Raw genomic sequence first — 15,482 nt, forward strand, 5'->3', positions numbered from 1 at the left:
TCAGGGTTGGGCGTCGCCGCGCCCCTCCCCGCCCACGGCGCCCTCGCGCTCGACGTCGTGTTCGACATCGTCCTGGGATCTCTGGTCGCTCTCACCGGGTCCGACGGCGTCAGGACCCTCGACGCCGGGGGACCGGTCGGCGTCCGAATTGCGCTCCACGTCGTCGGGGCGGGAGGCAGGACGGGAACGCGGGTCTGGAGCGGGGCTCATGAGGATTCTCCTTTGTCCCGTGAACCTCAGCGCTCCGCGCGAGGTTCCTTTCGTAAAGGATCATCGCGCTGCAGTTCAGGATCCGACAGGACGGCGATGACCTCGAGGTCGAACGCGTCGAGCGCCTGGCGCTCCTCGGCGATCCGCTGCGCCTGAACGAACCGCCGGCTGGACAGCTCGAAGCCGCTGAGGTGCGCGGCACCGCGCGCGCTCAGGCGCTCGATCCGTTCGAGCGTTACGCCGGCTTCCGACCGCACCAAGGTCTTGCGCGTCCCCATAGGCCTATTCTGCCATGAAGCGGCGCGGCGTTGAAGATCGGCGGTCAGCCACGTCGTCGCGACGAGCCGGCCCATTCGCTGTTGGCCAAGCCCGGTGGCGACTCGGACGCGGACCGCGTCGCTGCGTGGCCTGATTAGCTGATTATCGTGCGAGGACCGCGATCGCGGAAGCGGCGGAATGAGCCGCGCTTCGATCGAAGGCACGACCGTCCGCACAGCCCCGGCCACCGTTCGCGGCGCCCACGCGTTAACGCCGGATGACGTCTCAGACCGATCTGTTCGGCGCGCCGGCGCAGGAGCCGGCAGGCCTCCGGCTCGATCCGGCCCTGATCGACGCCGACGAGCAGTCTGCACTGGTCGCCGTCTTCGCCGAACTGCCGTTCGCACCCTTTGAATTTCATGGCTGGCAGGGCGCCCGTCGCGTCGTCTCCTACGGCTCCCTCTATGACTTCACGCGCGGGCGTCTCGAGGCCGCCGAGCCCATCCCGCCGTTTCTCCATCCGCTGGCGGACCGCGCCGCCGGCTTCGCCGGCCTCAAGCGGGACGCCCTCGCCCAGGCGCTGGTCACCGAATATCAGCCGGGCGCCGGCATCGGCTGGCATCGGGACCGACCGCAGTACGGCCAGATCATCGGGATCTCCTTCGGCGCACCGGCGCGGATACGGTTCCGCCGCCGGACCGCGTCGGGTTGGGAGCGGCGGGCGCTCGACCTGCCATCGGGGTCCGCCTATCTGCTGGACGGGTCGGCGCGTTGGGACTGGGAGCACAGTATCGCCCCCATGGCCGCGCTGCGATATTCGGTGACCTTCCGCACCTTGCGCGAGACCTGAGTTGACGAACGCCGCCAGAAAGAACAAAGCGCGAACATGTCTGCGCGATATGTCGAGCTGGAATGCGCTTCCCATTTCTCCTTCCTGAGGGGGGCGAGCTCCTGCGAGGAACTCTTCAGCCAGGCGGCGGTCTGCGGCGTCGAGGCCTTGGCGGTCACCGATCGCAACAGCGTGGCGGGGATCGTCCGCGCTCACGAGGCGGCCAAGGTCACGGGCGTGAGGCTCATCGTCGGCTGTCGCTTGGTCCTGACCGACGGCGCCGAGCTTCTCGTCTATCCAACCGATCGGGCGGCCTATGCCCGGCTCTGCCGTGTGCTGACGCTCGGCAAGAGCCGCGCCGGCAAGGGCGGCTGCGATCTGTCCTGGGACGACCTCGCCCTCTGGAGCGAAGGCCTGATCGCCGTCCTGGCCCCCGATCGGGCCGATGCTGCGTGCGCGCGTCGTCTGGATCGGCTGGCCCAACTCTTTGGCCGCGACGCCTTCGTCGCGCTGACCCTGCGTCGGCGGCCGCGCGATCAGCTGCGGCTGCACGTTCTCTGCGAGATGGCTGCGGCCGCCGGCGTCCGCCCCGTGGTCACCAACGACGTCCTCTTCCATCATCCGGATCGGCGTATCCTGCAGGACGTCGTCACCTGCATCCGCAACGGATGCAGCATCGACGATGTCGGCTTCCGCCGCGAGCGGTCCGCCGACCGGCATCTGAAGCGGGTCGAAGAGATGCACCGCCTCTTCGCCCGTCACCCCGAAGCGCTGGCGCGGACTCTGGAGATCGCCGACCGCTGCCGATTCAATCTGGACGAACTGGCCTATCAGTATCCCGAGGAGGCCACGCCGGGCGCGACCCCGCAGCAGGAGTTGACGCGGCTGACCTGGGCCGGCGCCGCCGAGCGCTACCCGGAAGGCCTTCCGGACGCGGTGCGCGCGACGCTCGATCACGAACTCGGACTGATCGAGAGCCTCGGCTATGCCCCCTATTTTCTGACGGTCAACGCCATCGTCCGCTTCGCTCGCAGCCGGAGCATCCTCTGTCAGGGCCGGGGCTCGGCCGCCAACTCGGCGGTCTGTTACGTCCTCGGCATCACCTCGATCGACCCCGGCCGTAACGACCTTCTGTTCGAGCGCTTCGTCAGCCAGGAGCGCAAGGAGCCACCGGACATCGATGTCGATTTCGAGCACGAACGGCGCGAGGAGGTCATCCAGTGGGTCTATGACACCTACGGCCGCAGCCGCGCCGCCCTGTGCGCGACCGTCATCCGCTACCGCTCGCGCGGGGCCCTGCGGGATGTCGGTAAGGCCCTGGGTTTGTCCGAGGACCTGCTCAAGTCCCTGTCGTCCCAGGTCTGGAGCTACTCCAGCGAGGGCGTCGAGGACCGACACGTCGAGGAACTGAACCTCAACCTTCAGGACCGCCGTCTGCGGCTCGCCCTAGACCTGTCGCGCCAGCTGATCGGCTTCCCGCGCCATCTCAGCCAGCACCCCGGCGGCTTCGTCCTGACCCAGGACCGGCTCGACGATCTCGTCCCCATCGAGCCTGCGGCGATGAAGGATCGCCAGGTGATCGAATGGGACAAGGACGACATCGACGCCCTGAAGTTCATGAAGGTCGATGTCCTGGCGCTCGGCATGCTCAGTTGCATGCGGCGCGGTCTGGACCTGCTGTCCGAACACAAGGGGATCGATCTGGACCTGGCCTCCATCCCGGCGGAGGATCCCAAGACCTACGCCATGATCCGCAAGGCGGACACTTTGGGGGTGTTCCAGATCGAAAGCCGGGCGCAGATGGCCATGCTGCCCCGCATCAAGCCGCGCACCTTCTACGATCTGGTCATCGAGGTCGCCATCGTCCGGCCCGGCCCGATCCAGGGCGACATGGTGCACCCCTATCTGCGCCGGCGGGAAGGCCGGGAGCCGATCGTCTATCCCAAGCCCGAACTGGAAAAGGTGCTCGGCAAAACCTTGGGGGTGCCGCTGTTCCAGGAACAGGCCATGCGCGTCGCCATCGAATGCGCCGGGTTCACGGCCTCCGAAGCCGACCAGCTCCGCCGCGCCATGGCCACCTTCAAGTTCACCGGCGGCGTCAGCCATTTCAAGAACAAGCTCGTCTCCGGCATGGTCGAGCGCGGCTACACCGCGGAGTTCGCCGAAAAGACCTTCAGCCAACTGGAGGGCTTCGGGTCCTACGGCTTTCCCGAGAGCCACGCGGCCTCCTTCGCCCTGATCGCCTACGCCTCCTCCTGGCTCAAATGCCACCATCCCGATGTCTTCTGCGCAGCGCTTCTGAATGCCCAGCCGATGGGCTTCTACGCCCCGGCCCAGATCGTGCGGGACGCATGTGAGCACGGAATCGATATCCGGCCGGTCTGCGTCAACGCCAGCCGATGGGACTGCACCCTGGAGCCGACCGACCGGGAGGACCGGTTCGCCGTCCGTCTCGGCCTGCGCATGGTGCGCGGACTGGCGAACGCCGATGCCGGTCGTCTTCTCGGTCACCGGCAGACCGGGGCGTTCACCTGTATGGAGGACGTATGGCGACGGTCTTCGACGCCGGTCGGAGCCCTGACCCGCCTCGCCGAGGCGGATGCGTTCCTGCCGGGTCTCGGCCTGCAACGACGCGAGGCGCTGTGGGCCATCAAAGCGCTTCGCGACGACCCTCTGCCGCTCTTCGCGGTCACCCAGGAAGACGGCGCGACCACGTCGGAGGTCTCCGAACCGCAGTCGATGCTCCCCGCCATGCCGGCCGGCCAGGAGGTGGTCGAGGACTACAGCCATGTCGGGCTCACCCTGCGGGACCATCCGATGACCTTCCTGCGGGACACCCTTCGGTCCCGCCACGTCATGACGTGCGCCGACGCCTCCGCGATGCGCGATCGACGCCTGACGCGCGTCGCCGGTCTGGTGCTCGTCCGGCAGAAGCCCGGATCGGCCAAGGGGGTGATGTTCATCACCATCGAGGACGAAACCGGCGTCGCCAACCTCGTGATCTGGCCGAGTCTCTACGAGCAGCAGCGCCAGATCGTGCTCAGCGCAAGCCTGCTGATCGTCGACGGCAAGGTCCAGCGCGAGGGCGAGGTGGTCCATGTCGTGGCGACCAGGCTCCATGACGGCTCGGATCTGCTGGCCTCGGTCGGCGATCGCGAGGCCTTTCCCCTACCCCACGGCCGCGGTGACGAGGTCTATCACGGCAGCCTGCCGGATCCGCGCGGATCGCACCGACGCCACAAGGCCCGCGACATTTACATCCCCGATCTGTCGCTCGACGCCATCCGGGTCAGGACATGGGATTTCCGATAAAGCTCAACGAACTCGAGCACACCGTGATCGAGATCCGCTAAGGTCTCGCGTTTCTCCCTGCGCTACCGCCCGGCTGCGTCAGCGTGTCCGTGTCAACAGAGCCGCCAGCCCGCAATGGATCGCAAAGCCTTCGCCCGCGCCGTCGATCGCCTCTCGCCCACGGCTGCCATCGCCGCCCTAGGGCCGGCGGATGAGGCGCTCGACGTCGAGGAGATGGCGGGACTTCTCCAACGCGCCGGTCGCTTGGTGTTCCGGATGGCCAATGCGGAGCGCGAAGGGGCACGGAACGCCTTCATCGATACCCTGACGGCGGCGGTCGCCGCCCGCCTCGGGACGGCGGCCGGGGATCGGATCGCCGCCGTCGGCGATTTGATGCGGGAGCTGGAAGCGGGCTACCGAGACGTCGCGCACGGTCTCGCGACCGCCGCCGTCTCGGCTCTGCCCCTCGACCGCCAAATCCTCGCGGTCCTTCACCGGACGGCGCTGGAGGTCGACGACATCCGGCGGCACGTCGACGTCGCGCTGGCGAAGGCGGAGTCGATCGTCCCCGGTCAGCCGCTGCACGTCATGACCGAGGACGGCGTCGTCTACGAGGCCAACGCCGGCCTGCAGTTCCACGTCTCGAACCTCGGCTTGTGCCTGAAGCTCCTCGTCGGGCGTCTGGACGAGGATCGCGCTCGCGGTCCCGTCGTCCTTCCCCCGCTCGGGGAAACAACGGAAGACGAGCGGTTCAAGGCGGGGACCAGCGGCTTGCTGGCGACGGCCATTCGCCGCTGGCGCCGCCTCGAGGAACGGCGCCGGTTCTGGGGTGGCGAACTCATCGTCCACCGTCCGCCAGATCTCCCTGCTGACGTCGCCCCGACGTTCGAGGTCATCCGCGAGCATCGTCGGCCGGTCGATGACCTTTGGGACATCATCGCCAACGAACGCCAGAAGGATGTCTTTCAACGGCAGACCGACGACGTGGCGCTCAAACTCGCCGACTACGATTATGGCGGTCTGGATCGGCCGACAGGACTGGGGGCCGACGAGCTGTTCTCCCTGGGAGAGGCCGCCGCCTTGCAGGCGTTCTCGGGGCTGCTGTTCGCCCCGGCTTTCGAAGCGGACCAGCAGTTTCAGGGCCTGACGCTGCGGGAATGGGTCCGCGGCTATGCGGTTCTGCAAGCGCTCGGCGAGCGCGCGATCGAGAGGGAGACGACCGCCTATGGTCGCAGCCTCGCGCCTTTCCCGCCCGGCCAGCTGGACGCGACGCTCGTCGCCGCAGGGCTGAAGACGTCGACGGCGGCCCGGTTCATCGCCTTCGCGACGTTGTCCGATCATTCGGACGACATCTTCGACTGCCCGCTGTTGCGCATGGCCGACGGCGGCAACCTGTTGTTCACGCCGGCTGTCACCACGGCCGTCATCGCGCGTGTGGTCCTCTCCAACCTGGCGGCCCTCGGAGAGCGCTTCGAGAACAAGGGCGATTGGTTCGAAGCCGAGGTGCTGGCCTTCTTCAAGAGCCACGGCTTTTCCGCCTTCACGATCAAGACGACCCTGATCGCCGGCGAGCCCTATCAACTCGACGTCTTGGTCCCTTGGGGCGATCACCTCTTCGTCTTGGAGTGCAAGAACGAAGCCTTGTCAGGCGGCGATCCGGTCGCGGCTTATAATTTCGAGCGGGGTCGGCAAGACCATGTCGTCCAGATCCAGCGGCAGGTTAACGGCCTCAGGGCCCACCCGGAGCTCGCCCTGAAGGCGGGCGGCCCCGACCCCCGCACATCGACGATTATTCCCGTCGTTCTCTACGCCTTCCCCTACGCCCGCCCGTCCGAAGACCACGAAGTTGCGATCGCCGACTGGTCCGGCGTCACGCGCTTTTTCCGCGGTCCAACGCTCGGCTTCACCACCCGCCACAGGGTCGGAGAGGGCGAGGCGCTCCTCCGCCGCCACGAAACCACGAGGCTTTGGCGGGGCGATACCCCGACGGTCGATGACTTCATCGCTCACCTTCGGGCGCCCAGCCAGGTCACGTTGAAGGCTGAGGCGCTGGAGATCACGCCCGGCGATTTCTACCTCTGCGACCACCGGGGCGCACGAACCACCGAGGTTGTGGCGGGAAACCCGCGATCAGCGGCGACGCCACGGTTTGAACGAGCGCTCCAGGCAAGCATCGCGCGGGCCGAGCGGGATGCGCGAGCGATCACCCGGCGAAAGCTTGAGCGCGAGCTGCGTCAGACCGCCCGGCGGTCCCGCAAGCTGCGACAGGGCGGCATTCCGCCGTCGGCTTGATACCGGACGCCGTTGGCTCACACAGCTGCCGGTGACGTTCTGCTTAGCTTAGACGCCCTGATGGTAGGCGTCGGCGGGGCCGCGGCGGACGCAGCCGGGGGGGAAGCTTCTGTCGTGTCGACGAGCGTCCAGTGCAATCAGATGGTCTTCGCAATCCGAAAGTCCGAATCCCGAAAACCCTCGCTCATGCGGTCTCGGGCGAAGTCGCGAAGACCCAGTTGTGACCCGTCCTTGTCTTCAAGCGGGCCATCAGCTTTTCCAATCGGGTGACCACGGCTTCGTCGAGGTAATCGACAAGCTCGTGCCAAGGCTTTGCACCGCCAACGTAGAATCCCAGCTGTAGCGCGAACCGTACGGAGAAGCGGGCCTGATCGAAGTCGATGTGCATGGCGTTCTCGATCGACGGGTGGTCGTCGTTATGAGCGAACCGCTTGTTTCGCAGATCGAGAATTTCGTCGTGAGCGGATCGAAGTTTGGCTGGCAAGTCTGAACGTGAGAAGCCGCTGGCTCTGCCGCCGTTGAAAAGCCGGGCGTAGGTCACGGCGAAGGCCGTCGTCATCATCTCAAGTTCCAGGACCGACTCTAGGTCGGGCGAGAACTGATACGCAGCCAGCCGATCCCGGATATGCTTCAGAGTCACCAAGGTGGCGAACGAGTTCGATAGCCGACTGAGCCGGGAAAGCTCGGGGTCTACCGACTTGAGGACGGCCCGGCCGTTCGCGGCGGTGGATTGAAAATGCTCTCGCCATTCCTCAGGCAGAAACTGAAACGCCTCTTCCGGTACGACGCAAAACTCCTCGCCCTCGATAATGACTTCCTCAACCTCCTTCATCGCACGCCGCTCCTGCCGATTCGCCCAATCTCGGGGCAGTTCGTACCTTTCGCATAGAATCGCACAGGGGTTGGGGACCCGCCCAGCCCGGTGATGCTCGCGCCGCAGCCCGCCCGCTCTCTTTCGTGTGCGACGGTGGCTAGATCCTCATCCGCGGGAATGAGGCCTTATCAGCAGTTCGGTCTCGAATGGAAAACACGCTGCGCAGCCACGCACAGCGATGAAGCCCCGAATCAGGCCTGTGCCCCATATGTGCCCCAAATCGGAATTGCGAAGGGGCCGCCACAAGGCAGCCCCCTCAAAACCATTCCAAATCAATGATTTAGATGGTCGGAGCGACAGGATTCGAACCTGCGACCCCTTGACCCCCAGTCAAGTGCGCTACCAGGCTGCGCCACGCTCCGAAGGCGCTCCCTATAGACGGGGGGACCGCTGTCCGCAAACGCTAAAACGACTTTTCCACCTACCGTGAAAGAACGGCGTCCAGACGCGCTTTGGCCTGCTCCAGATCGGCCAGAACCTGATGCAATTTCGAGGTTTCGGCCCGCGCGACATCGGAAGTCGCCGTAGCGAACGTGACATCGCCGTCGTCGATCAGTGCAGCGGCCTCCGCCCCGATCAGCTTTTTCAGCCCCTGTTCCTTGTGCAGACGCTGGACGCCGCGAATCGTCAGCCCATCGTCGTGCAGCAGGCGTTTGACCGCCTTCAGCACCGCGATGTCCTGGGGCCGATAGAAGCGACGCCCGCCAGCCCGTTTCACAGGCGTGACGAAATCGAACTTCGTTTCCCAGAACCTCAGGACATGCTGCGGCGCGCCGACCTCTTCGGCCGCTTCAGAAATGGTTCGGAAGGCGTCGGCGCTCTTGGCCACCGCGATCAGGCCTCGACGACGGCGTCGTGAACCCGGCTTTTCATGATCTGTGAGGCGCGGAAGCTGATGACCCGGCGCGGGTTGATCGCCGCCGGTTCGCCCGTCTTGGGATTGCGGCCCATCCGTGCGCGCTTCTCACGCACCTGAAAGACGCCGAAGCCGGACAGTTTCACCGTCTCGCCGCGCTCAAGCGATTCGACGATCAGTTCCAGGGTGCGCTCGACCAGGCTGGAGCATTCCTGACGCGACAGGCCGACCTCTTCATGCACGGCTTCGCACAAGTCGGCGCGCGTCACGGTCTGTTGGCCTGCCATCGTATCCCCGCTGTCATGCGATCCGCTCGCATCCATAGGGGCGCAAAGCCCCCGAAAAATCAATGCCTCGATGTCGATTACAGCCGAAGCGCGCAGGCACCCCAGGTCAGGCCGCCGCCCATGGCCTCAAGCAGCACCATATCGCCCTTCTTGATCCGCCCGTCTTGGATCGCAGCGTCCAGCGCCAGCGGGATCGAGGCGGCCGAGGTGTTGGCGTGGGTCGCGACGGTCGAGATCACCTTGTTCTCGTCCAGACCTAGCCGGTCGCCGACGCCCTTGATGATTCGCTGGTTGGCCTGGTGCGGCACGAACCAGTCGACGTCCGCGATCTGGATGTTTGCGGCGGCGCAGGCGGCGGTTATGCCTTCGGCAATATTCACGACGGCATGACGGAAGACCTGGTTTCCGGCCATGCGGAGGTGGCCAACGGTGCCGGTCGTCGCGGGGCCGCCATCGACATAGAGCAGGTCGGTCTTGGACCCGTCGGCCCGTAAGGCGAAGCCCAGCATGCCCTGGTCGTCCGATGTCCCCTGCCCTTCGCGCGGTTCCAGCACCACGGCGCCGGCCCCGTCGCCGAACAGGACGCAGGTGGTCCGGTCGGTCCAGTCCATCAGCCGCGTCATCTCTTCGGCCCCAATAACGAGGGCGCATTTCGACAGGCCGCGCGCCACGAATCCGTCGGCGACGCTGAGCGCATAGACGAAACCGGAGCAGACGGCCTGAACATCAAAGGCGATGCCGACGCCCGCGCCCAGCTTGGCCTGGACGATCGACGCGACCGCCGGGAAGGTCATGTCGGGCGTTGTGGTGGCCACGATAATCAGATCGACGTCGGACGCCGCCTTGCCCGCGTCGGCGAGCGCCTTCCTGGCGGCCTCGACCGCCAGATCGCTGGTCGGCTGGTCGTCGCGCGCCTTATGACGTTGCTTGATGCCGGTGCGCTCCTGAATCCATTCGTCGGATGTGTCGACGAACTTGGCCAGGTCGGCGTTGGTGACGATCTCCTCCGGCAGATAGGAGCCGACGCCGGTCACGGCGCTGCGGGTGACGGTCACTGGAGGGGTTCTCCCACGGCTGCGGCGGGCTTGGCGGCATGATCGAACACCGCGTCCAGCTTGCCCAGGTTGTCCCCCACCTTGCTCATATAGTCGCTGCGGGCCAGATCGACAGCGATGCGGATGGCGTTGCCGAAGCCCTTGGCGTCGGCGCCGCCGTGGCTCTTCACGACAATGCCGTTTAGGCCCAACAGAGGGCCGCCGTTGATGGCGCTGGGGTCGATCTTCTGGCGCATCTTCTTCAACGCCGGCATGGCGATGACGGCGCCCAGCTTGGATTGCAGGTTGGAGGTCAGGGCCTCTTTCAACAGGGCGGAAATATAGCGCGCCGTGCCTTCGGCGGTCTTTAGCGCGATGTTGCCGGTGAAGCCGTCGGTCACCACCACGTCCACCGTGCCCTTGGCGATATCGTCGCCCTCGACGAAGCCATGATAGTTCAGGTCGAACGGCCCATCGCGCAGGATGGCGTGCGCCTCCTTGACCTGTTCGTTGCCCTTCATGTCTTCCGAACCGACGTTCAACAGGCCGATAGTCGGGCGCGCGACGCCGCGCACGGCCGACTGGAAAGCTTCGCCCATGATGGCGAACTCGACCAGCTGCTCCGCATCGCTGCCGATGTTGGCGCCGACGTCCAGAACCGCCGTGTGGCCCTTGAAGGTGGGCCAGCTGGCGACGATGGCCGGACGCTCAAGCCCGGGCGCAGACATCCGCAGAATCAGTTTCGAGATCGCCATCAGGGCGCCGGTGTTGCCGGCCGAGACGACGCCGGCCGCCTGGCCCGTCTTCACCGCCTCGATGGCGTTCCAAAGGCTGGAGCCCTTGCCGCGCCGCATGGCCTGGGCCGGCTTTTCGTCCATGGCCACGACCTTGTCAGTGTGATGGATTTCGCAGACGTCCGCCGCCAGGCCGCAACGCGCCAACTCCGGCGCGATCTTGGCCTCGTCGCCATGCAGCAGGAAGCGCACCCCCTCGCCATCGTGGGTGCGGATATAGCTGCGGATGCCGGGAACGACGACGGAGGGCCCGTGATCGCCGCCCATGGCGTCAAGCGAGATCGTAACTGGGGCTGGCAAATGGACCTCTTATGGCCGCGTCGTCTTGTCGCGCGACGCTTGGCAGGATGCGCTGGACGATAGCGCCGAAGCCGGGGGATGCAACCACCCGGCCCCTACGTCAACCTCAGCCTTGGTCGTCTTTGGGCTTGAGCGCCTTCAGGGCCGCGAACGGCGAAATCTCCGTCGGCTCCTCAGGTTGCACGAACTCCGCGCCCGGCTTGCGCGGGAACGGATCAAGCGAGAGCACCAACTGTTCGACCGCATACTGGCCCAGGTCGATCTTGCCGTCCTCGATCACGTCGGCGTCGTCTTCATCCAGCGTGACCTCGATCTCGTCGGTTTCCTCGGGCTTGGCTTCGACAAGCTGAATGGAAAAACGCCGATCCACATCGACCGGCAAGGGTTCCAGGGTCAGGCCGCAAGTCTGCACCGCATGCGCGGTCACCCTGCCCTTCATCGTCCATTCGCTGGTCGACGGCGTCGGCTTGATCTCCAGATCGACGGCGAAATCATCCAGCCCCTGAAGATCCAGGCTACGGGCGATTCGCTTGCGGGTCTCCGCATCCGGTTCAAGCCGGCGGCTCAGGCCCGCGCCGATCTGATTGACCCGCACCGTTTCGCTGTAGGGGAGCGTCGCGCTCATCTCTTTCAAACTTCCGCCCATGCTGGCGTCGCCAGCACCTTGTTGAAATCCTGCGCCGCCAGGGCTGCGCGTGTCGTCAGCGCATAACGCGCCAATGTGTCCGCATGGGGCGCTTGCGGATCCGCGTAGACATTCTTCGCCATCGCCTCGGCCAGAACCGTCGCATCGCCGGCGCGCAGCGGCTGCTCATAGGCGTTCATCCGGCCATACAGGGCCTCTCCCAGTTTACGCATCTTCTTGCCGACGGCGACGTCGCCCACGCCTTCCTCCCGCAAGACGTGATCCAGCGCCGAGACATAGACGTCGAAGACCGCCTGAGCCGCATCTTGGCCCTGAGCCGTGTTTTCATCGCGTAGCCGCAGCACCAGCAACAGCACATGCAGCGTGTAGAGTTCGAATCGCGCGTCGATGCGGTCGTCGACCGCCAGGCGCGTGTAGAAGGCCGGATTGCGGGCCTGGCTGACGGCCTTGGCGTAGAGATCGTCGCCGAGACGGACGCCGGATCGGGGTTTGAACAGGTTTTTCAGCATGGGTTCCAACAGCCCCTTTTCCGCCGCGCCGTTGAACTAGGACGCAGGTCCGTCTAGGTCAAAGACCTTGTTCTCTCGCAGGCGCCCGACCATGTCCCGTTTCGTCCCGCTTTTCGTCGCTGTTTCGCTGGCCGGCCTGTCCGCCGCCTGCGCCCCGACCATCGGCTCCAACGGCTTCCAGGCCATCGACGCCAAGCCGCAAGACGTGGTCGCCGGCACGGACACCAAGGAAACCGTCCTCGCCAAGCTGGGTTCGCCTTCGACCACCTCGACGTTCGAGCCTGATCAGGTCTGGTATTACATCAGCCAGACGACTGAGAAATATACATACAACCTGCCCAAGGTTTCGACCCGCACGGTGACCGAGATCACCTTCGTCCCGCAGGGCGATCAGGTGGCGTCGGTGCGGACTCTCGGCCTGACGGACGGCGAGCAGATCGCCATGAACAGCAACGAGACGCCGACGCGCGGTCGCGAGCTGACCGTTCTGGAACAACTGCTGGGCAACGTCGGCCGTGGCCAACTGCCCCGCACCGAGGACGACACCCCCGGCCAGCGCCGCCCCGACTAAGGCGGCTCATCGCCCCAAAAGCAAAGACGCCCCGGAGATCGCTCTCCGGGGCGTTGTCGTAAGGGCTGTATGTTTCAGCCTAGCCGATGGTCCCGCTCGCCAGCACCGCCAGCAGCAGCAAGGCGACGATGTTGGTGATCTTGATCATCGGGTTCACCGCCGGACCGGACGTATCCTTATAGGGATCGCCGACCGTATCGCCGGTCACGGCCGCCTTGTGGGCTTCCGAACCCTTGCCGTGGACGACGCCGTTCTTGTCGGTGAAGCCTTCCTCGATCACCTTCTTGGCGTTGTCCCAGGCGCCGCCGCCCGAGGTCATGGAAATGGCGACGAACAGGCCGGTGACGATCACCCCCATCAGCATGGCGCCGAGAGCGGCAAAGGCGTTCGCCTTGTCCGAAATGCCCAGCACCGCGACGAACAGGACGATCGGCGACAGCACCGGCAACAGCGACGGCACGATCATCTCGCGGATCGCCGCCTTGGTCAGGATATCGACGGCCCGGCCGTATTCCGGCTTCACTTGATAGGTCATGATGCCGGGGTTCTCGCGGAACTGACGTCGAACCTCCGCAACGACCGATTCGGCCGCCCGTCCCACCGCCATCATCGACATGCCGCCGAACAGGAAGGGCAGCAGTCCCCCGAACAGCAGGCCGACGACGACGTAGGGGTTGGTCAGATCGAAGGCGATCTCGCCCATCCCGGCGAAGAAGGGATAGTCCGTCGGGTTGGCCGAGAAATACTGCAGGTCCGACGTGTAGGCGGCGAACAGCACCAGCGCGCCGAGGCCCGCCGAACCGATGGCATAGCCCTTGGTCACGGCCTTGGTCGTGTTGCCCACGGCGTCCAGGGCATCCGTCGAATGCCGCACATCGCTGGGTAGCCCTGCCATCTCGGCGATGCCGCCGGCGTTGTCGGTCACGGGTCCGAAGGCGTCCAGCGCCACGATCATTCCCGCCACGCCCAGCATGGTCGTGGTGGCAATGGCGATGCCGAACAGGCCGGCCAGCTGGAAGCTGGCCACGATGCCGACGATGATCGTCAGCGCCGGAAGCGCCGTCGCCTCCAGCGAGACGGCCAGGCCCTGAATGACATTGGTGCCGTGCCCGGACACCGACGCGTTGGCCACCGATCGCACCGGACGGAAGCCTGACCCGGTGTAGTATTCGGTCACGACCACGATCGCCGCCGTCACCGCCAGACCGACCATGCCGGACCAGAACAGCGCCATCGGCTGGATCTCCAGACCGCTGGCCGTCACGATCGGCCCCGTCACCATCTGGTCGATAACCCACCAGACCGCGCCGATGGACAGAGCGCCGGTGACGATCAGTCCCTGATAGAGGGCGCCCATGATGTTGTTGGACTTACCCAACCGCACAAAGAAGCTGCCGATGATGGAGGTGACGATGCACACCGCGCAGATCGCCAGCGGCAGCACCATCATGAGATCCACGTAGGGCTGCCCCCTGAAGAAGATCGCGGCCAGCACCATGGTCGCGACGGTGGTCACGGCATAGGTCTCGAACAGGTCGGCCGCCATGCCGGCGCAGTCGCCGACGTTGTCGCCGACATTGTCGGCGATGGTCGCGGCGTTGCGAGGATCGTCCTCGGGAATACCCGCTTCGACCTTGCCCACCATGTCGCCGCCCACGTCGGCGCCCTTGGTGAAGATGCCGCCGCCCAGGCGCGCGAAGATCGAGATCAGCGAGGCCCCGAAGCCCAGCGCCACCAGCCCATCGATCACTTCGCGGCCCGTCGAGGCCAAGCCCAGATGCTGTGTCAGCACGATGTAGTAGCCTGACACCCCAATCAGAGCGCCGCCTGCCACGAACATGCCCGTGATGGCGCCCGAGCGGAACGCCAGGTTCAATCCCTTGGACAGGCTTTCGGACGCCGCCTGAGCCGTGCGCACATTGGCTCGCACCGAGATCAGCATCCCGGCGTAACCGGCCGCACCGGACAGGACGGCGCCGATCAGGAAGCCGATGGCGGCGTAAGAGCCGATCAAGAAGTAGGCGGCGATCAGGATCACGATCCCGACGATGCCGATGGTCAGATATTGCCGCTTCAGATAGGCCGAGGCGCCTTCCTGGATCGCGGCGGCGATCTCTCGCATCTTGTCGTTGCCAGTGCTCGCCTTCATCAGCACGGCGGTCTGCACGGCGCCATACAGCACCGCCAGCACACCGGCCGCGAAGACCAGCGTAAGTGAGTTCGTCATTGGCGTTTCCATGCCCTTGCAAACAGGCGCGCAGGCCTTGGCGCGGTCGGGCGTTATCGCCTCTGTCCGCCTTCCGGTCCCCCCGCACGCGGCGAACGCGTCAGTGCGTTCTTTGGGATTTGCAAAGGGAGCCTGTCATGGCAGGCGGAGTGACGCAACAGCGGTCGGTCAGCCCATTCAGCGGGCGGTTTGCATGCCGGTTCGGCGACGCGGCGACTGGCTGACCACCTCGACGCGCCGCACGGAGCCACGACCGGAGATCGCCGCAGACGCGGCCACCAACGAGGCGGACAGGGCCCGCTCGTCCAGCCGTGTCCAGTCGCCGGGCACGGTAAAGGGCGTCTTGTGGGCCGCGCGGACGACGGCATCGCGGAAGAAGGCCTCCTTGGGCTTCATCTGCTCGACGGTCTTGCCGGCGCCCAGTTCGAGCCTGAGGGCGACGAACACGTAGTTCCGCAAACGCCCGCCCTCGATGACGGGCAGGCCGAGGCCTGCGATGCTCAG

The 15,482-nt window shown here is 65.8% G+C and carries 15 protein-coding genes and 1 tRNA gene; 4 read left to right on the top strand and 12 right to left on the bottom strand.

Going from position 1 to position 15,482, the window contains the following annotated elements:
* Positions 1 to 210 (bottom strand): hypothetical protein, encoded by a 210-nt coding sequence (locus VH88_RS16030; RefSeq protein ID WP_156146800.1) that lies wholly within the window; start codon positions 208 to 210, stop codon positions 1 to 3.
* A gap of 26 nt (positions 211 to 236) precedes the next feature.
* Positions 237 to 488, bottom strand: a complete 252-nt coding sequence (locus VH88_RS10140) for a hypothetical protein (RefSeq protein ID WP_045811152.1) — start codon at positions 486 to 488, stop codon at positions 237 to 239.
* A gap of 257 nt (positions 489 to 745) precedes the next feature.
* Here VH88_RS10140 and VH88_RS10145 point away from each other — a divergent pair, with 257 nt between their 5' ends.
* The 3 genes from VH88_RS10145 to VH88_RS10160 all read left to right on the top strand — a co-directional run bounded on the left by VH88_RS10145 (position 746) and on the right by VH88_RS10160 (position 6,880).
* Entirely contained in the window at positions 746 to 1,318 is a 573-nt protein-coding gene (locus tag VH88_RS10145; RefSeq protein ID WP_045811153.1) for an alpha-ketoglutarate-dependent dioxygenase AlkB, read from the top strand.
* A 36-nt stretch (positions 1,319 to 1,354) separates the two neighbouring features.
* Positions 1,355 to 4,609 (top strand): error-prone DNA polymerase, encoded by a 3,255-nt coding sequence (locus VH88_RS10150; RefSeq protein ID WP_045811154.1) that lies wholly within the window; start codon positions 1,355 to 1,357, stop codon positions 4,607 to 4,609.
* A gap of 114 nt (positions 4,610 to 4,723) precedes the next feature.
* Positions 4,724 to 6,880, top strand: a complete 2,157-nt coding sequence (locus VH88_RS10160; RefSeq protein WP_052689551.1) for a nuclease-related domain-containing protein — start codon at positions 4,724 to 4,726, stop codon at positions 6,878 to 6,880.
* Positions 6,881 to 7,064: 184 nt separating this feature from the next.
* Here VH88_RS10160 and VH88_RS10165 read toward each other — a convergent pair whose 3' ends face one another.
* The 8 genes from VH88_RS10165 to VH88_RS10200 all read right to left on the bottom strand — a co-directional run bounded on the left by VH88_RS10165 (position 7,065) and on the right by VH88_RS10200 (position 12,180).
* On the bottom strand, positions 7,065 to 7,712 hold the full coding sequence (locus VH88_RS10165) for a hypothetical protein (protein WP_045811157.1): 648 nt from the start codon (positions 7,710 to 7,712) through the stop codon (positions 7,065 to 7,067).
* Positions 7,713 to 8,039: 327 nt separating this feature from the next.
* A tRNA-Pro gene (locus VH88_RS10170) sits at positions 8,040 to 8,116 on the bottom strand.
* 59 nt (positions 8,117 to 8,175) lie between these two features.
* Positions 8,176 to 8,583 (bottom strand): MerR family transcriptional regulator, encoded by a 408-nt coding sequence (locus VH88_RS10175; RefSeq protein WP_045811158.1) that lies wholly within the window; start codon positions 8,581 to 8,583, stop codon positions 8,176 to 8,178.
* A 5-nt stretch (positions 8,584 to 8,588) separates the two neighbouring features.
* Positions 8,589 to 8,897 (bottom strand): integration host factor subunit alpha, encoded by a 309-nt coding sequence (locus tag VH88_RS10180; RefSeq protein WP_026108237.1) that lies wholly within the window; start codon positions 8,895 to 8,897, stop codon positions 8,589 to 8,591.
* A gap of 77 nt (positions 8,898 to 8,974) precedes the next feature.
* Positions 8,975 to 9,952: a beta-ketoacyl-ACP synthase III gene (locus tag VH88_RS10185; RefSeq protein WP_045811159.1), complete on the bottom strand. Its 978-nt coding sequence runs from the start codon at positions 9,950 to 9,952 to the stop codon at positions 8,975 to 8,977.
* Positions 9,949 to 10,992, bottom strand: coding sequence for a phosphate acyltransferase PlsX (gene plsX, locus VH88_RS10190; protein WP_045811160.1), 1,044 nt, complete (start codon positions 10,990 to 10,992; stop codon positions 9,949 to 9,951). The genes VH88_RS10185 and plsX overlap by 4 nt, the downstream gene beginning before the upstream one ends.
* Before the next feature lie 139 nt (positions 10,993 to 11,131).
* Complete coding sequence (locus VH88_RS10195) at positions 11,132 to 11,650, bottom strand: DUF177 domain-containing protein (RefSeq protein ID WP_045811161.1); 519 nt, start codon at positions 11,648 to 11,650, stop codon at positions 11,132 to 11,134.
* A gap of 5 nt (positions 11,651 to 11,655) precedes the next feature.
* Entirely contained in the window at positions 11,656 to 12,180 is a 525-nt protein-coding gene (locus tag VH88_RS10200) for a ubiquinol-cytochrome C chaperone family protein (protein WP_045811162.1), read from the bottom strand.
* A 91-nt stretch (positions 12,181 to 12,271) separates the two neighbouring features.
* On the opposite strand from VH88_RS10200, the gene VH88_RS10205 reads away from it, so the two are divergent.
* Complete coding sequence (locus VH88_RS10205; protein WP_045811163.1) at positions 12,272 to 12,751, top strand: outer membrane protein assembly factor BamE; 480 nt, start codon at positions 12,272 to 12,274, stop codon at positions 12,749 to 12,751.
* Between the two features lie 79 nt (positions 12,752 to 12,830).
* Here VH88_RS10205 and VH88_RS10210 read toward each other — a convergent pair whose 3' ends face one another.
* Together VH88_RS10210 and VH88_RS16505 are read right to left on the bottom strand one after the other, a co-directional pair.
* The gene (locus VH88_RS10210) at positions 12,831 to 14,978 is read right to left on the bottom strand and encodes a sodium-translocating pyrophosphatase (RefSeq protein ID WP_045811164.1); all 2,148 of its coding nucleotides are present in this window, start codon (positions 14,976 to 14,978) and stop codon (positions 12,831 to 12,833) included.
* A 177-nt stretch (positions 14,979 to 15,155) separates the two neighbouring features.
* The gene (locus tag VH88_RS16505; RefSeq protein ID WP_231576646.1) at positions 15,156 to 15,425 is read right to left on the bottom strand and encodes a hypothetical protein; all 270 of its coding nucleotides are present in this window, start codon (positions 15,423 to 15,425) and stop codon (positions 15,156 to 15,158) included.
* Positions 15,426 to 15,482: the final 57 nt, after the last annotated feature.

The sequence above is a fragment of the Brevundimonas sp. KM4 genome, assembly GCF_000964075.1.
Taxonomy (GTDB): Bacteria; Pseudomonadota; Alphaproteobacteria; order Caulobacterales; family Caulobacteraceae; genus Brevundimonas; species Brevundimonas huaxiensis.

What these genes read in the sequence shown, in the direction of transcription:
- VH88_RS10145 (WP_045811153.1), top strand. Translation starts at nt 746, where the DNA reads ATGACGTCTCAGACCGATCTGTTCGGCGCGCCGGCGCAGGAGCCGGCA.
- VH88_RS10200 (WP_045811162.1), bottom strand. Translation starts at nt 12,180, where the DNA reads ATGCTGAAAAACCTGTTCAAACCCCGATCCGGCGTCCGTCTCGGCGAC.
- VH88_RS10140 (WP_045811152.1), bottom strand. Translation starts at nt 488, where the DNA reads ATGGGGACGCGCAAGACCTTGGTGCGGTCGGAAGCCGGCGTAACGCTC.
- VH88_RS10150 (WP_045811154.1), top strand. Translation starts at nt 1,355, where the DNA reads ATGTCTGCGCGATATGTCGAGCTGGAATGCGCTTCCCATTTCTCCTTC.
- VH88_RS10165 (WP_045811157.1), bottom strand. Translation starts at nt 7,712, where the DNA reads ATGAAGGAGGTTGAGGAAGTCATTATCGAGGGCGAGGAGTTTTGCGTC.
- VH88_RS16030 (WP_156146800.1), bottom strand. Translation starts at nt 210, where the DNA reads ATGAGCCCCGCTCCAGACCCGCGTTCCCGTCCTGCCTCCCGCCCCGAC.
- VH88_RS10180 (WP_026108237.1), bottom strand. Translation starts at nt 8,897, where the DNA reads ATGGCAGGCCAACAGACCGTGACGCGCGCCGACTTGTGCGAAGCCGTG.
- VH88_RS10205 (WP_045811163.1), top strand. Translation starts at nt 12,272, where the DNA reads ATGTCCCGTTTCGTCCCGCTTTTCGTCGCTGTTTCGCTGGCCGGCCTG.
- VH88_RS10160 (WP_052689551.1), top strand. Translation starts at nt 4,724, where the DNA reads ATGGATCGCAAAGCCTTCGCCCGCGCCGTCGATCGCCTCTCGCCCACG.
- plsX (WP_045811160.1), bottom strand. Translation starts at nt 10,992, where the DNA reads ATGGGCGGCGATCACGGGCCCTCCGTCGTCGTTCCCGGCATCCGCAGC.
- VH88_RS10210 (WP_045811164.1), bottom strand. Translation starts at nt 14,978, where the DNA reads ATGACGAACTCACTTACGCTGGTCTTCGCGGCCGGTGTGCTGGCGGTG.
- VH88_RS10195 (WP_045811161.1), bottom strand. Translation starts at nt 11,650, where the DNA reads ATGAGCGCGACGCTCCCCTACAGCGAAACGGTGCGGGTCAATCAGATC.